Below are 18188 nucleotides of genomic sequence, written 5' to 3'. Positions count from 1 at the left end.
GCTTCGGGAAACTGTCAATTTCTTTCCAGTTAATAACATCCGGATAAAGAGGCGGGGATAAACGCTTGAATCTTTACGCCAGAATAAAAATCGACTCATGCCTGTATCCCTATCAGGAATAGCGGACAATCGACGTTTTTTTATATTGAGCCCTTTATGCATTTTTCGATCATCATTCCGGTACTGAATGAGTCTCAGTCCCTGCCCCACTGCCTGGCCGCCCTGCAGCCGCTGCGTAACCGGGCCGAAATTATCGTCGCCGACGGCGGCAGTACCGACGCTACGGTAAGAATCGCCTCCGGATTGGCCGACCGGGTGATTTCCGCCCGCAAAGGCCGAGCCCTGCAAATGAACGCAGGCGCCCAGCAGGCGAAAGGCGATGTGCTGCTCTTTTTGCACGCCGATACGGCGTTACCGGATGCGGCACTGGGGCTGATCGAGCAGCATCTGGCGGAGGGCGGACAATGGGGGCGTTTCGATATCCGCCTGCGAGGCCGGCCCGTGATGCTGAAGGTAATCGCCCGGATGATGAACTGGCGCTCCCGGCTGACCGGGATCGCGACCGGCGACCAGGTGATTTTCGCGACCCGGCAGGCTTTTTTCGGCGTAGGAGGCTACCCTGAAATCGCGTTGATGGAAGACATTGCCTTGTCAAAATTGTTGAAAACTATCGGCCCGCCGATTTGTCTCACCGCAAAAGCCACTAGTTCCGGCCGCCGCTGGGAATCATTTGGGGTATGGAAGACGGTCTTGCTGATGTGGTCGTTGCGCCTTCGCTATTTTTTCGGCGCCGAACCGGCCAAGTTGGCAGTACTTTATCAGAGGGGGCGCTTTTGGAAACGGTAATCCGCCTATCCGCCGCACTGGGCATTTTCGTGATCATGGCCGGCTGGGAACGCTGGCGTCCGAAACGGATGCTGCAGCTTGGACCCAGGCAGCGCTGGCCGATCAATCTGGGCCTGGCCGCTTTCAACATGATCCTGATGGGAGTCACCATCGGCAGCTTCGCCTATTTGAGCGCGGTATTCGCGCAAACGCACGGCTGGGGCATGTTGAACCTCGTGCTGACGCCTCATTGGCTGGCGGTTGCCGTTACACTGATCTTACTCGACTTCGCCCTCTACGCCCAGCACATCCTGATGCATAAATGGCCCCTGCTCTGGCGCCTGCATCAGGTGCACCACACCGATCTCGAATTCGACGTCACCACGGCGGTCCGATTTCATCCGCTCGAAATCGTGCTGTCGATGCTTTATAAAGTCCTCTGTATCCTCCTGGTCGGCGCCGACCCGGCTTCGGTGATCTTCTTCGAGATCGTCCTGAACGGCGCGGCGACCTTCAATCACAGCAATGTCGATATCCGGCCCGCGCTCGACCGGAAACTGCGTTGGCTGATCATCACGCCGGACATGCACCGGATTCACCACTCGGCCCGGCGCGTGGAAACGGACAGCAATTACGGATTTTCGATTTCGCTCTGGGACAGGCTGTGCGGCACCTATACCGCCGATCCGAAAGAGCCGCAGATGACGATGACGCTCGGCTTGGCTCCTTACCGAAAGCCCGAAGAATTGGGTTTTCTCCGGCTGCTGCGGCTGCCTTTGAAAACCTTACGCTGAAACCGGCCAGCTACGAATTTCCCGGATCCGCCGGCTTGAAAAAGCAGACCTAATCCGAAACGGCCAATGCTCCGGCGTTAACCAGATTGCCGGCCAAATCGGCCACCATCTGATCGGCGACGCCCACCACGCGGATATTGCGCCGGATCGTGGCGGAGTAGTTTTCGTGCAGATGGCCATGAAACACGTGTTTCACTCCCATCGCGGAGGCCAGCTCGCCGATTGCCGCAAATCCGAACCGGTGCGAGGACGGGGCTTCGTGCGTGACCAGGATATCGGCCTGCAGGGCTTTCATCGCTTCGAACTCGTCATGCCAAATTGCAGAACGGTATTTTAACGACAGCTCGGGATAACGCTGCGCAGTTTTCTGGTTGTTCAAGAAATGACATTTGTTGATCCACTTCGGCGGGGCAGGCGGATACCAGACCCTACCCAAAAAAATGCCGCCGAGTCCCGCGATTCGCAGCCCGGCGATTTCCTTCACGCGAAGGTGCAGGCTGTAGCCGGCAAGCGAGGAATTGAACAGGCTGTGGTATTTGCAGGGCGACTGGAAGTCATGGTTGCCCGCAATCCACCAGATTTCGGTCAGGCCCATGATCTCGGCCAGATAGTGCTCCAAAGGGCGTTCCAAATCGTAATCGCCGAGCAACACGACCGCTTCGGGACGGCATTTCCGGACCGCCTCGATCAGCGGCCGAAAATTTCCGTGCGGATCGCCGGCAAACAGGATTCGGTGATTGGGGTTCATGATCGCTCTTAAGCGCGGATTCCGTCGATTTTAAAACCCCATGTTATCATCAAACGGCTGAGCTTCTCCAGCACCAAAATCCGTCGTAGCCGGAGAAACCTAATCTGTCATTTCGCATCGCCGATCGGTGCCGCAAACGCATCGCCTACCAACTCACCGACGTTCGAACCGGTCAGGCTCTTCAGGAACGCGACCAGCGCCGCCGCTTCCCGATCGTTCAGCGGCAAAGGCCGGATCAAAGAATCCTGGTTTTCGTTGGGACGCCCGCCTTGCCGGTAAAATTGCACGACTGCCTCTAACGTCCCCAGGCTGCCGTCATGCATGTACGGCGCAGTCAAACCGATATTGCGCAGAGAAGGCGTGCGGTATTTCCAGCGGTCCTCGGGTTTTTGGGTGACTTCATAACGGCCGAGATCGTTGCCCTTGTCGCCGGATACCGAATCGATCACCTCGCGGTCGACTTCGACGAAGGTGCCCGGCGCAATCTGCACGCGGCGCTTTGCGTTCGAGCCGTCCATCGCCGCGGCAAAACCGATCCCGGTATTGTGGAAGCCGTTGTCGGTAAACAGCGCAAATTTCGAATCGACCGTGTGGCACCCGGAACACCGGGCTTTGCCGGTAAACAATTTGAAACCCTGCTGCGCCTGGTCGCTCAGCGCTTTCTTGTCCTTACCGTAGAACCAGCGGTCGAACGGCGAATCGGCCGAGTTCAAGGTGCGCTCGTAGCTGGCGATCGCCATCCCGAGGGTTTCCATGCTCGGCCCTTTGCCGAAGGCTTTTTGAAACAGTCCCCGGTAATCCTCGCTGTTGGCGACCGTATCCAGCACATAACCGATCGACGGATTCGCCATCTCATCGTGCGCGAGTAGCGGCCCCCATGCCTGTTGCTCCAATGTCGTTTCGCGACCGTCGTGAAACAGGCGATCGAGATAAGCCACATTATATAACGTCGGGGAGTTGCGGCGGACCGTCCGCCCTTCGACGCCGACCGCGGTCGCCATTTCGTTGCTGGTAAAGCCCTGCTCCGGAATATGGCACATCGCGCAGGAAAAGGTCTTGTTCAGCGACAGGCGACGGTCGTAAAACAGTTTGCGGCCCAGACTGATTTTCGCCGGGGTTAAAGGATTGTCCTTCGGCACCGGCACGGGCGGCAAGCCCAGCATCGGCTTTCGAGCCGCCTCCAAAAGGTCGATCGCTTTGCCCCGCCGCTCCTTCATTGCCAGCGAATGGGTTTGATATTCGGCGCTCTGATAATCGGACTTGTCATCCCCGGCCTGATACACAGACGGCTTGCCGGCCGCAGCCGCCTTGGGCGCGGCGGTATTGGGTCGGCCGCTCAACAAGGTCTTGATGTCGTTGATCAGCGTATCCGCATGCAGAAACGAGACGCTGTAAATGTTCCGGATGCGTTTGTCCGTATCGATCAGATATACCCGCAGCACATGCGAAAACGTACCGGTGCTCTTGCCTTCCGCGTCGTAAACCTTCTGCACCGTATGCTTGTAGCCTTCGAGAATCGGCTGCAGGTCGGCCTCGGAACGCGTCGTCAGAAAATGCCATTCGATGCCCGGCGCCTGAAACTCCTTGCCGTATATCGCCATTGTGTCGGGCGTATCGTGCTCCGGATTGAAGCTGAGCGTAATCAGCCTTAATTTGGCGGCGATATCTTTCTCATCGGCAAGGCGCCGTTTGATTTTATGCAGCACCGCGGTCGCCAAGGGACAGCCGTTCACGTCGCTGCAGGTCGAATAGACGAAACTGAGCAGCACGATCTTGTCGCCCATCAAATCGTAGAGATCGATCGTCTTGCCGTCGCTGTCCAGCACCTTGCCGTTTGCAGCCTCCCCCAAAGGCGGCAACGCGTAAGTGCCCGGTGCCGGCAACGCGAACTGCAGATTGCCGTAACCGGGCGCGAGCGGCGGCTCCGCCGCCCCGAGACAGGCAATTCCTGAAAGATTGATCAGCAGGACGGCAAGAAATGTTTGCCGAGAGATAATGCACGATTTCATGGATGTTCTTTTTACAAACCGTAAACGCGGATGATTTCGGAGATCGCCTGGGTGACTTTTAGTTCCAGGTCCGCATGCCAGTTTTCTTCGTTCTGGCCGTAGAGGATCACGCGCCGGGTGCTCAAATCGATCGGAATGTCGCCGGCGTTCCGGGAGATGATCAGCACAGGCTTGGCGAGCGTGTGCGCGATGCCGAGCTCATAGAGCACGTTCGGATTGCGGCCGGTGATGTCGGCGATCACGAAATCGGCCGTATTGAGGCTCCTCCAGATATCGACCAGGATATCGGTGGGCGTGAACACGTCATCGCCGCGCACCGCCTGCACCGACAGCGCTTTACAGGCATCTGCCAGAATCTTGTGGACGTCGTTCGACCAGGCGTAACTGAAAGGCATCACCAGGAAGCACGCTCTTGTTTTCGAACCGGCATCATCCGTTGCGGACGCAGGAAACAGTTTTTCCGGCCCCAAAAAAATCACATCCTTCTTCAGCCGGCGCGCGGAGGCGTCCAGAAAGTCGAGATAAGCCCCGAGGCCGGTCGATTGCAGCGCAGTATAGATGCGCGTATCGGCCGCGCGCCAGTCTACTCCGACCAGGCGGTTTCGCAAGAGGTGTTTCGCATGGGATTTCAGGTATTTGACCGTCTCATCGAAGCGGTCGGTCAGCCAGACCTCGATTACGACCAGCCCAACCACGAACAATACTCCATAAAATGACTTCCATACCCGGTGAATCGGCAAAAACCCCACCGCGACCGCCAGCAGCAGCCCGCCCAGCGACAGCAAGATCAGCAGCGCCGAAAGACCGGACCGACCCTTGCCCGGCTCCTGGCCGCTCTCGGTTTTCTGCGGCAGGCCGGAGAACTGCGTCAGGGCGGCCAACATCAATAATTGTCCGAACATCCAGACCGCCTCGATGCCGTACGGCACATCGTTATCGCTGTAGGCCAGGTCGCTCGCCAGCAGCAAGGCGGTCGCCACCAGCGTCATACTGACGGACGGCGATTGTTTCAGCAGAACCGAAATCAGTCCGGAAACCAGCATCAGGAACTCGAAACCCGACACCACCGCATCCAGGCGGCCCGCCGCCTCGCCGAGCAACGGCAAATATTGGGGATAGTAGAAATTGGCCAGAATCAAAAACAGGCCGGCGAACAACAGCGCAAAGACGCCTTGGGTCAGCGCCGTCGGCGGATAGCTCCGCCATTGTTCGAGCACCAGATAACTCCACGCGCACACGCCAAAAAAGGCGAATCCACCGTAGCTGATGCTCGAATAGGATGGCAGACCGCCGCTGAAATGGAAAGCCTGATGAGTATCCTCCGGATCGTAGGTAATCCAGGACAAACTCATCATGATCAGACTCAGGCCCTGGAGTATCAGAAAAAATCTGTAAGGCCTCGCGGTTTTACGGGCAGTTAGGAATGCGGCCAGCGCCGCCGCTATCGCTGCCGAAGCCTGATCCCAGTTATAAAAGTTCAGACCGAAGGACTGATCGCCCAACACAATCCAGAATGTCAACCAGAGCAGATACAGCGCGGTCAAACCGCCCAGCCATAAAGTTGTCTGCCCTTGCATTCGCCTGCGCCCCGTCGTGTAAGTGTAAGCGCTGTAGCTTAACAAGCATTTTTGATACTGTCTAACCGGAATTACCAGCGGCAAAATCACGGACGCATCCAGTCGCTGCGGATGCCTTATCGCTTTCGGATTTGAATGGGCCGGCCCAATTGCCGTAGAGAGAAACGGCGGCACCGTCCCGGATTCCGCGGACGCGGCGGGACGAGGCTCGGAAAGAAACAATGGGTTGCGGGTTATTCGGCGACCGAATTGACCGCGCTCAACATTTTAGCCAGTTCGCCTTTCTGGTAGAGATCGGTCATGATGTCGCAGCCGCCGACCAGTTCGCCCGCAATGTAAAGCTGCGGATAAGTCGGCCAGTTGGAGTAGCTTTTCAACGCTTCGCGCAATTCGGGATCTTCGAAGATATTGACATAAGCGTATTTTGCGCCGCAGGCATCCAGAATGTGCACCGCCTGCCCTGAAAATCCGCACTGCGGAAAATCGGGAGAGCCTTTCATATACAGAACTACAGGATTGGATTCCAGCTGGGATTGGATTCTTTCGATAACACTCATGATTTTTTTAACACTCGATAATGAAAATTAACTGATTCTAGCAAGTTTAAACGCATTAAAAAAGCAAATCTTTAAGCCGCTACTTGCCTGATACACAATAGAAATTTATAATCGGCCCTTTTTTCTGCCGGCTAGGGTTTACTGCCGGTTTTTTCATTTACAGGTCAATGAAAATGAACAGTCACATCATGCCGACTTACGGGCGCCTGCCGGTGACCTTCGTGCGCGGGTCCGGCGCGTGGTTATGGGATACCGACGGCAAGCGCTATCTGGACGCCTTGTCCGGCATCGCGGTTTGCAGCTTGGGGCATGCGCACCCGGCCGTTCATCGCGCGATCTGTAAACAGAGCGAAACCCTGCTGCACACATCGAACGTCTATCAAATCGCCGTTCAGGAAAACCTCGCGGCCAAGCTTGCCGCACTGAGCGGAATGGACAATGTCTTTTTCTGCAATTCCGGCGCGGAAGCGAACGAAGCCGCGATCAAAATCGCGCGCAAATACGGCCATAGCCTGGGCATCGATATTCCTCGGATCATCGTAATGGAAAAAAGTTTCCACGGGCGCACGCTGGCCACCTTGAGCGCGACCGGCAATCCGAAGGTCCAGCAGGGCTTCGAACCGCTGGTCGAAGGCTTTATCCGCGTCCCTTATAACGACGTGCCCGCGATCGAACGGGCGCTGGCCGAACACAGCGGCGTGGTCGCGGTACTGGTCGAACCGGTGCAGGGCGAAGGCGGCGTGAATGTGCCGTCGGCGGACTATCTGAACCGGGTTCGCGCCCTTTGCGACCGCCATCATCTGTTGATGATGCTGGATGAGATCCAGACCGGCATCGGCCGCACCGGCAAATTCCTCGCCTTCCAGCACAACGGGATACTTCCCGATGTAGTCACGCTTGCGAAAGCGCTCGGCAACGGCGTGCCGATCGGCGCCTGCCTGGCGCACGGCAAAGCGGCGGAGGTCCTGACCGCAGGCAACCACGGCTCGACTTTCGGCGGCAATCTGCTCGCCTGCAGCGCGGCCTTGGCCGTTCTCGACACGCTGGAACAGGAAAAGCTGGCCGACCAGGCGGAACGCCACGGCCGGGCGATCCACGCAGCGTTCAGCGAAAGCCTGGACGGCATTCCGGGCGTCGTCGACATTCGCCACAAAGGCATGATGATCGGCATCGAGCTGGATCGCCCGTGCGGCGATCTGGTTTCCGCCGCCCTGGAAAGAGGCCTGCTGATCAACGTAACGAATGAAAAAACGATCCGCCTGCTGCCGCCGTTGATCTTCGATGAGGCCCAAATCGAATTGCTCGTCGCCACTTTATCCGGTCTTGTCAAAGACTATACAGCACAAGATGTAACCCTATGAAAGTCAGACATTTCATCAGCCTCCTCGACATTACCGGCTACGAGTTCCGGAAACTGATCAGCCGGGCCATCGAACTGAAAAAACATCGCGACCGGAATTATTATCCGTTCAAAGGCAAGGTACTGGCGATGATTTTCGAAAAGTCTTCGACCCGCACGCGCGTCTCGTTCGAAGCCGGCATGGCGCAGTTCGGAGGCAGCTCGATGTTTCTTTCGCCCAGGGATACCCAGTTGGGCCGCGGCGAACCGATCGAAGACAGCGCGAAAGTGATCTCGAGCATGGTCGATTGCGTGATGCTGCGCACCCATAGCCATGAGATGGTGGCCACGTTCGCGCTGAACTCCCGCGTGCCGGTAATCAACGGCCTGACCGATGAACAGCATCCCTGCCAACTGCTGGCCGACATGCAGACCTATTTCGAAAAACGCGGCGACATCAAGGGCAAGACGGTCGCCTGGATCGGCGACGGCAACAACATGTGCCATTCCTACATCCATGCCGCGATGCTGCTCGATTTTCATTTGCATATCGCCTGCCCGGACGGCTATCGTCCGAATCAGGCGATCGTCGAAGCGGCAGGCGATCACGTAAAATTCTTTGCGGCTCCGAGCGAAGCGGCGAGAGATGCCGACCTGCTGGTCACGGACGTCTGGGCCAGCATGGGGCAGGAAGAGGAACAGAAATTGCGCGAACTGGCGTTCAAGGATTACCAGATCACCGCTGAAGTGATGCGCGCCGCCAAGCCCGATGCGCTGTTCATGCACTGTCTGCCCGCGCACCGTGGGGAGGAAGTTGCCGCCGAGGTAATCGACGGGCCGCAGAGCGTCGTTTTCGAAGAAGCCGAAAACCGCCTGCATGCCCAAAAAGCGCTGCTCGAATTTCTCATCCCGGGTAAATAACGTTAAAATCGGATTTCCTCAGACCCTAGAGATTCCATTCGTGAAACGCCTATTCATTGCTTCCCTGCTGATCGTCGGCGCCGTCCAGGCGGCAGAGCCGAATAAGACGGTCTATGTGACCGACACCCATATCATCGCCTTGCGCAGCGAGGAAAGCAACAAAGGCGCCCTGGTGCGTTCGCTTGAAACCGGCACCCCCCTGACCGTGCTGGAAGTCAGCAGGAAAAGCGGCTATTCCCGCGTCCGGCTGGAAGACGGCACCGAGGGTTATATCCTGACCCGTAACACAATGAAAGAACCGCCCAGCCGAACGCAGCTGGAATCGGCAACCCGTGAAAGTGCCGCATTGAAATCCGAAAATGCGGCTCTGAAACTCGAACTGATCAAGCTGAAACAGTTCCTGACGCCCGGCACGACGCTCGAACAATCCCTGGCCAAAGAGCGCGATAAATTGACCCATGAGCTCAGCGAGCTGAAAAGAACGTCGGCCGACGCGATCCGGATCAAGACCGAGCGCGACAATTACCAGGAACGCTATGTACAGATCGAAAAGGAAGCCAAGCAGCTGGAGCGCGAAAACGCGGCGCTGAAGGACCGCTCGGAACAGGACTGGTTTCTCTATGGCGGCATGGTCGCCTCGATCGGGATGCTCCTGGGCTTCATCCTGCCGAAACTGAGCTGGCGGCGCAAGTCGAGCAATTGGGATACTTTTTATTAACCGTTAATACCGGCGCTTGGACTTTAAAGAACGGCGCCCGCTTTTTTCTTTGCTTTTTCAACTTATCCTGGAACAGATACATGGCCAATTCCGGCAGCGATAAAACCCGCCATTTTTCATCCCTGGTCGTCGACGGCATGGAGCGTGCGCCGAGCCGCGCGATGCTGCACGCGGTCGGCTTTACGAACGAAGACTTCAAAAAACCGCAGATCGGCATCGCTTCTACCTGGAGCATGGTCACGCCCTGCAACATGCACATCAACAAGCTGGCCGACGATGCGGCGCGCGGCGTCAACCAGGCCAACGGCAAAGCGGTGATCTTCAACACGATCACGATCTCGGACGGCATCTCGATGGGCACCGAAGGGATGAAATATTCGCTGGTGTCGCGCGAGGTGATCGCCGACTCGATCGAAACCGTTGTCGGCTGCCAGGGTTTCGACGGCATCGTCGCAATCGGCGGCTGCGACAAGAACATGCCCGGCTGCATGATTGCGCTGTCGCGCCTGAACCGTCCGGCCATTTTCGTTTACGGCGGCACGATTCTGCCGGGCTGCCACAAAGACAAAAAGCTCGACGTCGTGTCGGTGTTCGAAGCGGTCGGCGCGCGCGCGAACGACAAGATCGACGATGCGGAACTGGCCGCAATCGAAGCGAAAGCGATCCCGGGCGCCGGTTCTTGCGGCGGCATGTATACCGCAAACACGATGGCTTCCGCGATCGAAGCCTTGGGCATGAGCCTGCCGAACAGTTCCGCGCAGGCGGCTGTCTCCGAAGACAAGCGCCTGGATTGCGAACGCGCCGGCGCCGCAGTGCTCGAATTGTTGAAGAAAGGCATCAAGCCGCACGACATCATGACCAAAGAAGCGTTCGAAAACGCGATCACGGTCGTCATCGCGCTCGGCGGCTCGACCAATGCGGTGCTGCATCTGCTCGCGATGGCGAACGCGGCCGGCGTCGATCTCACCCTGGACGATTTTACCCGCATCGGCAAGCACGTGCCGATGGTCGCCGACCTGAAACCGAGCGGCCGCTACTCGATGGCCGAACTGATCGAAATCGGCGGCATCCAGCCGCTAATGAAAGAGTTGCTCGACCGCGGCCTGCTGCACGGCGACTGCCTGACCGTAACCGGCAAAACACTGGCCGAAAATCTGGCCGAGGTTAAGCCGTATCCGGAAGATCAGGACATGATCAAGCCCCTGGATCAGCCGATCAAAAAAGACAGCCACCTGGTCGTCCTGTACGGCAACCTGGCCGCCGAAGGCGCGGTCGCCAAGATCACCGGCAAGGAAGGTCTGGTCTTCACCGGCAAGGCGAAAGTCTTCGACGCCGAGGAACAGGCCCTGCACGCTATCCTGAACGGCGACATCGTCAAGGGCGATGTGATCGTAATCCGCTACGAGGGCCCGAAAGGCGGCCCCGGCATGCGCGAAATGCTGTCCCCGACTTCGGCGGTGATGGGCAAAGGCCTCGGCAAGGATGTGGCATTGATCACCGACGGACGCTTCTCCGGCGGCACGCACGGCTTCGTGGTCGGCCACATCACCCCGGAAGCCTATACCGGCGGCGCGCTGGCGATCGTGCAGAACGGCGACGAGATCACGATCGACGCCGAAAACAATCAGTTGACGCTGCATGTGAACGAACACGAAATCGCCCGCCGTTTCGAAAAATGGAAACAGCCGGCTCCGCGTTACACCCGCGGCGTATTGGCGAAGTATGCGAAACTGGTCAGCTCCGCTTCGAAAGGCGCGGTCACCGACAATCTGGATTGAAGTAGAGTACGCATTGCGTACCTTCAGCAGAGGTAGGTCGGGCAATAGCTTTACATTGCCCAACATTTCGAGGATATCGCCTTCGTTCCGTTGGGCTTCGTACCTCAGCCCAATCTACGCACTGGTCAGCTCCGCTTCGAAAGGTGCAGTTACCGACAATCTGGATTGATAGAATGTAGGTTGGGTTAGCGAAGCGTAACCCAACACATCGAAGCCGTAAATGTTGGGTTACGCTTCGCTAACCCAACCTACAAAAATCACATTTTTGCCCAATCCTTTCCTTTAATGCTACCCGCCCAATCCTTCGTTAACTGGTTCAGAGATTCCTCGCCCTATATCCACTCGCACCGGAACAAAACCTTTGTAATCAATTTCGGCGGCGAGGCCCTGCTCGACCCCGATTTCGACCATCTGGTCCACGATTTCGCGCTGCTGAAGAGCCTCGGCATTCGCCTGGTGCTGGTGCACGGGATTCGTCCGCAGATCGACGAGCGTCTGAAAAAGCTGGACGCCCCTGCCCTGTTTCATAACAATCTCCGGATTACCAGCGAACTGGCGCTGCAATGCGTGAAGGAAGCGGCCGGCACGGCGCGGGTCGAGGTCGAGGCGCTGTTGTCCTTAGGCCTCGCGAACACGCCGATGGCAGGCTACGGTCTCCGGGTCGCCTCGGGCAATTTCGTAACCGCCAAGCCGATCGGCGTAATCGGCGGCGTCGATTACGGCCACACCGGCGAAGTCCGGCGGATCGACGGCTCGGCGATCGAACGGCAGCTCGACCAGGATGCGGTCGTGCTGATCTCGCCGATCGGTTATTCGCCGAGCGGCGAGGTGTTCAACCTGTCCGCCGAGCAGGTCGCCACCCAGGTCGCAATCGCCTTGAGAGCCGAAAAGCTGATCCTGCTGACCGAGCAGAGTTTCTGCGATCCCCGCAGCGGCCAACAGATCCTCCAAATGACCACCGCCGAAGCGGGCGATTTCCTCGATCGGCATCCGGACCTGCCGAATATTGTCTCCCTGCCGCTGAAAGCCGCGATCCAGTGTTCGAACGCGGGCGTCGGCCGCGTCCATCTGGTTGATCGGAGAACCGACGGCGCCCTACTGCTCGAACTGTTTACCCGCAACGGCGTCGGCACGCTGATCAGCGCGACCCCATTCGAAGAATTGCGGCCCGCGACGCTGAACGACATCGGCGGCATTCTGGAACTGATCAAGCCGCTCGAACAGCAGGGCATCCTGGCCAAACGTTCGCGCGAAAAAATCGAAATGGAAATCGCCGATTATATCGTCGTCGAACGCGACGGGCTGGTCATCGGCTGCACCGCGCTGCATCACGATGAACCGAGCCGAAGCGGCGTGATCGCCTGCCTCGCGGTCCACCCGGACTACCGGGGCGGTTCGCGAGGCAGCCGGCTGCTGGATCATGCCTATGCCAAAGCCAGGCAGTCAGGCCTGAAAAAGATCTACGCCTTGTCGACGCAAACGATGCACTGGTTCATCGAGCGCGGATTCAGCCAGTCGGACCTGACAAGCCTGCCGGATTCGCTGAAGAGCCTTTATAATCCGCAGCGGAACTCCAAGATACTGAATAAAAAGATCGACTGAAATCCAGCCATGCCGGCGTATACTCTCCTGCAAATTTCCGATCTGCATCTTCTTCCGCATCCGGGAGATACGATGTACGGCATCGACACCGAGTATTATTTTCACCGGGTGCTCGAATACGCGCTGGCGGCGCATCCTGACATCGATCTGATCCTGGTCACCGGCGATCTGACCCAGGAACCCTACCTCGACAGTTACCGGCGCATCGCCGAAAAGCTGCAGAGCGCGGAAATTCCCTGCATCTGCCTGCCGGGAAACCATGATGATCCGGCGCTGATGCAAAGCGCTTTGAACAGGGGGCGGGTCAGCTGCAATAAACAAACGTTTCTCGGCAATTGGCAGATCATTGCCTTGAGCAGCCTGATTCCGGGTAAGCCGGGCGGACGGATCGATGCACAGGAATTGCGGTTTCTGGAAGATGGCTTGCGCGCTTACCCGGACCGGTATGCGCTGATTGCGGCGCACCATCACTGCCTGAAAACCGGCAGCCTTTGGATGGATACGATGATCATCGATAACAGCGGGGAATTTCTTGCCGTGCTGGGACGGTACCCGAAAGTCAGGGCGGTCGCCTGCGGCCATATCCATCAGGTGATGGACCAGCAGACCGATGCGGTACGCATATTCAGCGCGCCTTCGACCTGCTTTCAGTTCGAACCCGATAGCCTCGCTTTCAGCCTTGACGACGCAGGGCCCGGTTATCGGATTGTTCGTCTTTACCCCGACGGCAGCCTGGAAACCGCCGTTTACCGCCTGCCCGAAAACCCGGCGGTTTAAAGACCTCAATAGACCTTTATTGACTGCCCCTGCCTGAAAGCCGTTATGCCTTGGCGGCAGCCTTTCTATGTCTCGGCCGGCGGCTGCCTTTCAGCCTGGCAGGCGGCATCTGATCCTTAACCGTTTTGCCGGCCATATCGACGGGCAAGCCTTCGATGGCCAGAATCTCGCTCAATTCGGTCATCGCGCGCAGATAAACCTTGCGCTTGAAATAAACGACATCTTTCAACGGTTCCCAGTAATCCACCCAGCGCCAGCTGTCGAATTCCGGTTTCGGGCAATGGTCGAAGCGCACGTTCGATTCATGCGTGAGCAGCCGCAAAATAAACCAGATCTGCTTTTGCCCGATGCAGATCGGCGCGGTATTTTTGCGGATATAACGTTCGGGCAACTTATACCGGAGCCAGTAGCGCGTCCGCCCAAGCACCTGAACATGCTGCTGCTGCAGCCCGGTCTCTTCCCACAATTCACGATACATCGCCGTTTCGGGGTCTTCGTCTTGATTGATACCGCCCTGAGGAAATTGCCAGGCATTCATCCCCATCCGTTTTGCCCAAAACACGCGACCCTCGTCATTGCAAAGGATGATCCCGACATTGGGCCGGTATCCTTTCGAGTCTATCATGTTAAAACCTTGTTGTTTACCTCACCTTTTCCTCGGCGCGCGTATGATAAAATGACGAGGTAGGTAAGGCAGTTATAATGAATACCTCATTGAACCATAAAATCAACCGAGTTTCCATAGGCAGCTAGCCTTTTAATCTGGACAGGATACCCGTGAGTTTAGCCATTTTCGATTTGGACAATACCCTGATAGCCGACGACAGCGACTACCTATGGGGGCAGTTTCTGGTGGACCGCGGCATCGTCGACAAGGACGAGTACGAGTTGGCGAACGCGAAGTTTTACGACGACTACAAACGCGGCACCTTGAATATCGTCGAATTTTTGCAATTTTCGCTGCGCCCCCTCTCCCTGCACAGCGCCGATCAACTTCATCGATGGCGGGCCGAGTTCGTCGAGGACGTCATCCGTCCGCTGCTGCTGCAGCCTGCTCTGGAACTGGTCGGCAAACATAAAAAGCGCGGCGATACGCTGCTGGTGATTACCGCCACCAACCGCTTCGTAACCGAACCGATCGTCAATCTGTTCGGGATCGAAAACCTGCTCGCGACTACGCCAGAATTTAAGGAAGGACGCTACACCGGCGGTTTCATCGGCCTGCCCTGCTTCCGGGAGGGGAAGGTCGCCTATCTCGAAAACTGGCTGCAAGACTCGAACGAGACATTAGAAAACAGCTGGTTTTACAGCGATTCGCACAACGACCTGCCGCTCTTAAGCAAGGTTGAAAATCCGGTCGCTGTCGATCCCGACGCGATATTGAAGCAGCACGCCGAATCGGCGAAATGGCCGATCATCAGCCTGCGCAACGGCGTCTGTCCGGACGATCACCTGCATAAATGACCGGCAGCCGCGCGATGGAAAAGCAGGACAGCCTCCCCGAAACGGAAACGGCCGACACGGCCGGGGCAAAGCCGCCGAAACCCGCCCGGAAACGCAATCCATCGCCCTCGGCACCGCGCAAAAAAAGCACCTCGAAATCGCCCGCCGCCTCAAAATCAACCACTCAAAAGAAAAAGAAAAAAACGCCGCCTCCCGGCTATCTGCAGCGCAAGCTGGCCCTGCTGGCGGTCGAAGCGATCAGCCTCATCGGGGCCGCGATTTCGGCCATCATCGTGCTGCTCGGCTATTCCGCCGAGCACTTCACCGGCACCCGTTTTTTCGCCAACCTGCTGCCGTTCGCGTTCGGTATATTGCTGCTGGTCCTGCTGGCGGCATTTTTCCTGCTCGGCTGGTGGCGGCTGCGCCAACGGCTGCATCAGAAAGCCGAGATCTTGGCGCCGGCGGTTGCCGCGGGCCTTGCCGTCGTGATCGGTTGGATCAGCGTGCAGGATAATTTCGCGCTGGCTTACGGACATTTCAGAACGCTGGTCGGCGGCAAAGTAGAAGCCGGGCGCGTGACGCTGGCGCATCAAGTCTATGCGGCATACCGGCGCTACGGCACCCGGGACCTGCAAAAAATACTGGACCGGGCCGCGCCCTTCACGCCCGCGATCGAAGCGGCGGCCGAAGCTTTCGACGTCGACGCGAATATCCTGCACGGAATCGCGGCGGCCGAGTCTTCGTTCATGCCGAGGGACAGCGCGGACGGCGGCCGGGGCTTGTTCCAGATCACGCAAGTGCCGAAAACGATCACCCGCGAAGCCGCCGAGCAATTGGAGGTCGATAAACTGGATCTGCAAAACCCGAAGCACAACGCCTTCATTGCCGCCGCAACGTTCAAACACTACCTGAACGAAATGAACGGCGACCTGTTCCTGGGCCTTCTGGCCTACAATATCGGCCCGGCCAACGGCGGTTTACGTTTCATCATGGACCAATACCATGCGTCCGACTTCACGACCATCCAGCCCTATCTGCAGGAAATGCCGCGCGGCTATCCGGTGCGGGTATTATCGTATGCGCTGGCTTTCAGGCTCTGGCGCGAGGAAGGCAGACTGCTGGCCTACGAAGAAGGCCGCAATGCGGTTCACATCCAGAATATCGGCATACCGGGCCTGCACGGCAATTTTTATTGAGTTGGCAGGACAATTGCGCTATGTCTTGTTTTCCGAAGTCCCGCGTTGCGGGACCGCGGTCCAAACGCCGGACGGGATATTTATCCCGTTCGTACCGTTCGGAGATGTCCCCAAAGGCCGGTTTGCCTGTGTTTTCGAACAGTTCAAACCGACTGCACCGCTTCGCTAAAATACGTAGTAAGAGTTAAAGGCCGTTACGCTGTGAAAGCTGCTTAACAAATCCCCCCTGCCCCCCTTTTTCAAAGGGGGAAAGCAAGGTAGGATGGGGTAGAGCGAAGCGAAACCCATCAATACGAAGTACTATAGCTATCCATGATGGGTTTCGGCTGTCGCCTCTACCCATCCTACAGACTATAGACTGGCGATATCCCTTTTGAAAAGAGAGCGAGTCTGCCGGCAATATCCCCCCTTTGAAAAAGGGGGGCAGGGGGGATTTGCTCTGCAAATAGTAGGTGGATGGAGCAATACCGATACAGCGCTTAATTCGCATTAAAACGTGCGGACGGGTTAAAAAACCCGTCCGGCGGAATCGCCACGCCCCAAAGCGGCAGCCTATTCGCTTTTAGGACGGGCCTTCTCATTTGCAACCAGAACCTTGTCGATTCGCGTGCCGTCCACATCGACCACTTCGAAATACCAGCCGTCGTAAACGAAGTGATCCGCCACATGGGGTATTCTTTCCAGATAGAACAGGATGAATCCCCCGACGGTATTGAACGCCGTTACCGCCTCGCCGGGAAACGGCCCCGTCATGCCGATCGCCGATTTCAGCCGGGCGATCGAGACACTGCCGTCCACCAGCCAGGAGCCGTCGTCGCGCTGTACGATGTCGGGATCGAATTCGGCTTCCGGGCTCGGCAAATCGCCCACGATCGCTTTCAATACATCGCTCAAGGTAACCAGGCCTTCCAGTTCGCCGTATTCATTCACGATCAGCGCAAACTCGTCGTGCATTTCCCTGAAAAACGCCAGAAGCTCAGGCAGCATCAACGAATCGGGCACATACAGCGGCGCGCGCAGCACAGGCTCAATGTCGAATTCTCCCCCGTCCATCAGGATTTTCAACAAATCGCTGCGGTGTAGAATGCCCAGGACATTTTCGACACCACCGCGGCAGACTGCGACCTTCGCATAAGGGCAATCGGCAATCAGGCGTTTGACCGCCTGCTCGCCGCTCTCCAGATCGACGATAAAAATATCCTTGCGCGGCGTCATAATGGCACCGACCCGCTGCTCGTCGAGCTTCAACACATTCGAGACCAGCAGTCCTTCCTGGTCATGGAACACGCCCGCTTCCGAACCGATGTCCATCAGGATTTTGATTTCTTCGTTGGTCACCGTCACCTTCCGGAGCTTATGGGCGCCGATCATGCGCAGCAGCACGTTACTGGAAGCGGACAAAAGCCACACCAAAGGCGCGGCGATCAGGGCCAGGCCGTTCATCGGCCCGGCCATCACGCGGGCGATGTTTTCCGGGCGCAGCAATGCCAAGCGTTTGGGCACCAGTTCGCCCACCACGACCGAAAAATAAGTGATCGAGATGACCGTTACCGCTAGCGCCAGATTTTCAGCATAAGGTGCAAGATACGCTACTTGCCGAAACTGGTCAGCCAACGGCTCAGCCAGTACGCCCTCGCCTACTGCGCCGTTCAGAATGCCTACCGAAGTGATCCCGACCTGGACGGTGGATAAAAAGCGCGAAGGTTCCTGATGAAGTTTCAGGGCGGCTTGGGCGCCCGGCCGATGCTCGTCCGCCAATTTCTGCAGCCTTACTTTGCCGGATGAAACCAATGCCATTTCCGACATGGCGAAGAGGGCATTAATCAGAATCAAAATAAAAATAAGCGCAATGTCCATGATGCAGCCGCCAGTCCCGTCAGGTACGGTTCAAGTATTTAAAGAAC

General features: G+C 57.4%; 16 protein-coding genes. 10 read left to right on the top strand and 6 right to left on the bottom strand.

The features are described from left to right. The first annotated feature begins 156 nt into the window (after nucleotides 1–156). Complete coding sequence (locus JJL52_RS04850; RefSeq protein ID WP_202051267.1) at nucleotides 157–846, top strand: TIGR04283 family arsenosugar biosynthesis glycosyltransferase; 690 nt, start codon at nucleotides 157–159, stop codon at nucleotides 844–846. Beyond that, a complete protein-coding gene (locus JJL52_RS04845) occupies nucleotides 834–1619 on the top strand; it encodes a sterol desaturase family protein (protein ID WP_202051266.1) in 786 nt (261 codons plus the stop codon). The genes JJL52_RS04850 and JJL52_RS04845 overlap by 13 nt, the downstream gene beginning before the upstream one ends. Nucleotides 1620–1668: 49 nt before the next feature. Here the strand turns inward: JJL52_RS04845 and JJL52_RS04840 are convergent, their stop codons facing one another. The 4 genes from JJL52_RS04840 to grxD all read right to left on the bottom strand — a co-directional run bounded on the left by JJL52_RS04840 (nucleotide 1669) and on the right by grxD (nucleotide 6510). Further along, nucleotides 1669–2367, bottom strand: a complete 699-nt coding sequence (locus JJL52_RS04840) for a metallophosphoesterase family protein (protein WP_202051265.1) — start codon at nucleotides 2365–2367, stop codon at nucleotides 1669–1671. 107 nt (nucleotides 2368–2474) lie between these two features. After that, complete coding sequence (locus JJL52_RS04835; RefSeq protein WP_202051264.1) at nucleotides 2475–4376, bottom strand: cytochrome c peroxidase; 1902 nt, start codon at nucleotides 4374–4376, stop codon at nucleotides 2475–2477. 11 nt (nucleotides 4377–4387) lie between these two features. Then, on the bottom strand, nucleotides 4388–5953 hold the full coding sequence (locus JJL52_RS04830; RefSeq protein ID WP_202051263.1) for a hypothetical protein: 1566 nt from the start codon (nucleotides 5951–5953) through the stop codon (nucleotides 4388–4390). A gap of 233 nt (nucleotides 5954–6186) precedes the next feature. Continuing rightward, nucleotides 6187–6510 carry a Grx4 family monothiol glutaredoxin gene (gene grxD / locus JJL52_RS04825; protein WP_236994047.1) on the bottom strand — a complete coding sequence of 108 codons (324 nt, stop codon included), beginning with the start codon at nucleotides 6508–6510 and terminating at the stop codon, nucleotides 6187–6189. Nucleotides 6511–6683: 173 nt separating this feature from the next. Here grxD and JJL52_RS04820 point away from each other — a divergent pair, with 173 nt between their 5' ends. The 6 genes from JJL52_RS04820 (at nucleotide 6684) to cpdA (ending at nucleotide 13645) form a co-directional block, all read left to right on the top strand. Next, nucleotides 6684–7871: an acetylornithine transaminase gene (locus JJL52_RS04820; protein ID WP_202051262.1), complete on the top strand. Its 1188-nt coding sequence runs from the start codon at nucleotides 6684–6686 to the stop codon at nucleotides 7869–7871. Next, nucleotides 7868–8770, top strand: a complete 903-nt coding sequence (gene argF / locus JJL52_RS04815) for an ornithine carbamoyltransferase (protein WP_202051261.1) — start codon at nucleotides 7868–7870, stop codon at nucleotides 8768–8770. The genes JJL52_RS04820 and argF overlap by 4 nt, the downstream gene beginning before the upstream one ends. Nucleotides 8771–8810: 40 nt before the next feature. Next, on the top strand, nucleotides 8811–9488 hold the full coding sequence (locus tag JJL52_RS04810; protein WP_202051260.1) for a TIGR04211 family SH3 domain-containing protein: 678 nt from the start codon (nucleotides 8811–8813) through the stop codon (nucleotides 9486–9488). Between the two features lie 80 nt (nucleotides 9489–9568). Further along, entirely contained in the window at nucleotides 9569–11266 is a 1698-nt protein-coding gene (gene ilvD, locus JJL52_RS04805; RefSeq protein WP_202051259.1) for a dihydroxy-acid dehydratase, read from the top strand. Between the two features lie 285 nt (nucleotides 11267–11551). Continuing rightward, a complete protein-coding gene (gene argA / locus JJL52_RS04800) occupies nucleotides 11552–12868 on the top strand; it encodes an amino-acid N-acetyltransferase (protein ID WP_202051258.1) in 1317 nt (438 codons plus the stop codon). Nucleotides 12869–12877: 9 nt separating this feature from the next. Next, the gene (gene cpdA / locus JJL52_RS04795; RefSeq protein ID WP_202051257.1) at nucleotides 12878–13645 is read left to right on the top strand and encodes a 3',5'-cyclic-AMP phosphodiesterase; all 768 of its coding nucleotides are present in this window, start codon (nucleotides 12878–12880) and stop codon (nucleotides 13643–13645) included. A 43-nt stretch (nucleotides 13646–13688) separates the two neighbouring features. Here the strand turns inward: cpdA and JJL52_RS04790 are convergent, their stop codons facing one another. Further along, nucleotides 13689–14270: an RNA pyrophosphohydrolase gene (locus JJL52_RS04790; protein WP_202051256.1), complete on the bottom strand. Its 582-nt coding sequence runs from the start codon at nucleotides 14268–14270 to the stop codon at nucleotides 13689–13691. A 152-nt stretch (nucleotides 14271–14422) separates the two neighbouring features. On the opposite strand from JJL52_RS04790, the gene JJL52_RS04785 reads away from it, so the two are divergent. Then, nucleotides 14423–15109, top strand: coding sequence for a histidinol-phosphatase (locus JJL52_RS04785; RefSeq protein WP_202051255.1), 687 nt, complete (start codon nucleotides 14423–14425; stop codon nucleotides 15107–15109). After that, nucleotides 15106–16284 carry a transglycosylase SLT domain-containing protein gene (locus JJL52_RS04780; protein ID WP_202051254.1) on the top strand — a complete coding sequence of 393 codons (1179 nt, stop codon included), beginning with the start codon at nucleotides 15106–15108 and terminating at the stop codon, nucleotides 16282–16284. Before JJL52_RS04785 ends, JJL52_RS04780 begins: the two co-directional genes overlap by 4 nt. 552 nt (nucleotides 16285–16836) lie before the next feature. Here the strand turns inward: JJL52_RS04780 and JJL52_RS04775 are convergent. After that, a complete protein-coding gene (locus tag JJL52_RS04775; protein ID WP_202051253.1) occupies nucleotides 16837–18141 on the bottom strand; it encodes a hemolysin family protein in 1305 nt (434 codons plus the stop codon). Nucleotides 18142–18188 lie beyond the last annotated feature (47 nt).

Origin of the sequence: Candidatus Methylomicrobium oryzae (genome assembly GCF_016745425.1) — a bacterium.
In the GTDB taxonomy this organism is placed as follows: domain Bacteria; phylum Pseudomonadota; class Gammaproteobacteria; order Methylococcales; family Methylomonadaceae; genus Methylomicrobium; species Methylomicrobium oryzae.
This window is presented reverse-complemented; position numbering and strand designations above follow the sequence as displayed.

Coding starts and splice junctions, on each gene's coding strand:
- JJL52_RS04850 (WP_202051267.1), top strand. CDS start 157: ATGCATTTTTCGATCATCATTCCGGTACTGAATGAGTCTCAGTCCCTG.
- JJL52_RS04840 (WP_202051265.1), bottom strand. CDS start 2,367: ATGAACCCCAATCACCGAATCCTGTTTGCCGGCGATCCGCACGGAAAT.
- JJL52_RS04835 (WP_202051264.1), bottom strand. CDS start 4,376: ATGAAATCGTGCATTATCTCTCGGCAAACATTTCTTGCCGTCCTGCTG.
- JJL52_RS04830 (WP_202051263.1), bottom strand. CDS start 5,953: ATGCAAGGGCAGACAACTTTATGGCTGGGCGGTTTGACCGCGCTGTAT.
- grxD (WP_236994047.1), bottom strand. CDS start 6,510: ATGAGTGTTATCGAAAGAATCCAATCCCAGCTGGAATCCAATCCTGTA.
- JJL52_RS04820 (WP_202051262.1), top strand. CDS start 6,684: ATGAACAGTCACATCATGCCGACTTACGGGCGCCTGCCGGTGACCTTC.
- argF (WP_202051261.1), top strand. CDS start 7,868: ATGAAAGTCAGACATTTCATCAGCCTCCTCGACATTACCGGCTACGAG.
- ilvD (WP_202051259.1), top strand. CDS start 9,569: ATGGCCAATTCCGGCAGCGATAAAACCCGCCATTTTTCATCCCTGGTC.
- argA (WP_202051258.1), top strand. CDS start 11,552: ATGCTACCCGCCCAATCCTTCGTTAACTGGTTCAGAGATTCCTCGCCC.
- cpdA (WP_202051257.1), top strand. CDS start 12,878: ATGCCGGCGTATACTCTCCTGCAAATTTCCGATCTGCATCTTCTTCCG.
- JJL52_RS04790 (WP_202051256.1), bottom strand. CDS start 14,270: ATGATAGACTCGAAAGGATACCGGCCCAATGTCGGGATCATCCTTTGC.
- JJL52_RS04780 (WP_202051254.1), top strand. CDS start 15,106: ATGACCGGCAGCCGCGCGATGGAAAAGCAGGACAGCCTCCCCGAAACG.
- JJL52_RS04775 (WP_202051253.1), bottom strand. CDS start 18,141: ATGGACATTGCGCTTATTTTTATTTTGATTCTGATTAATGCCCTCTTC.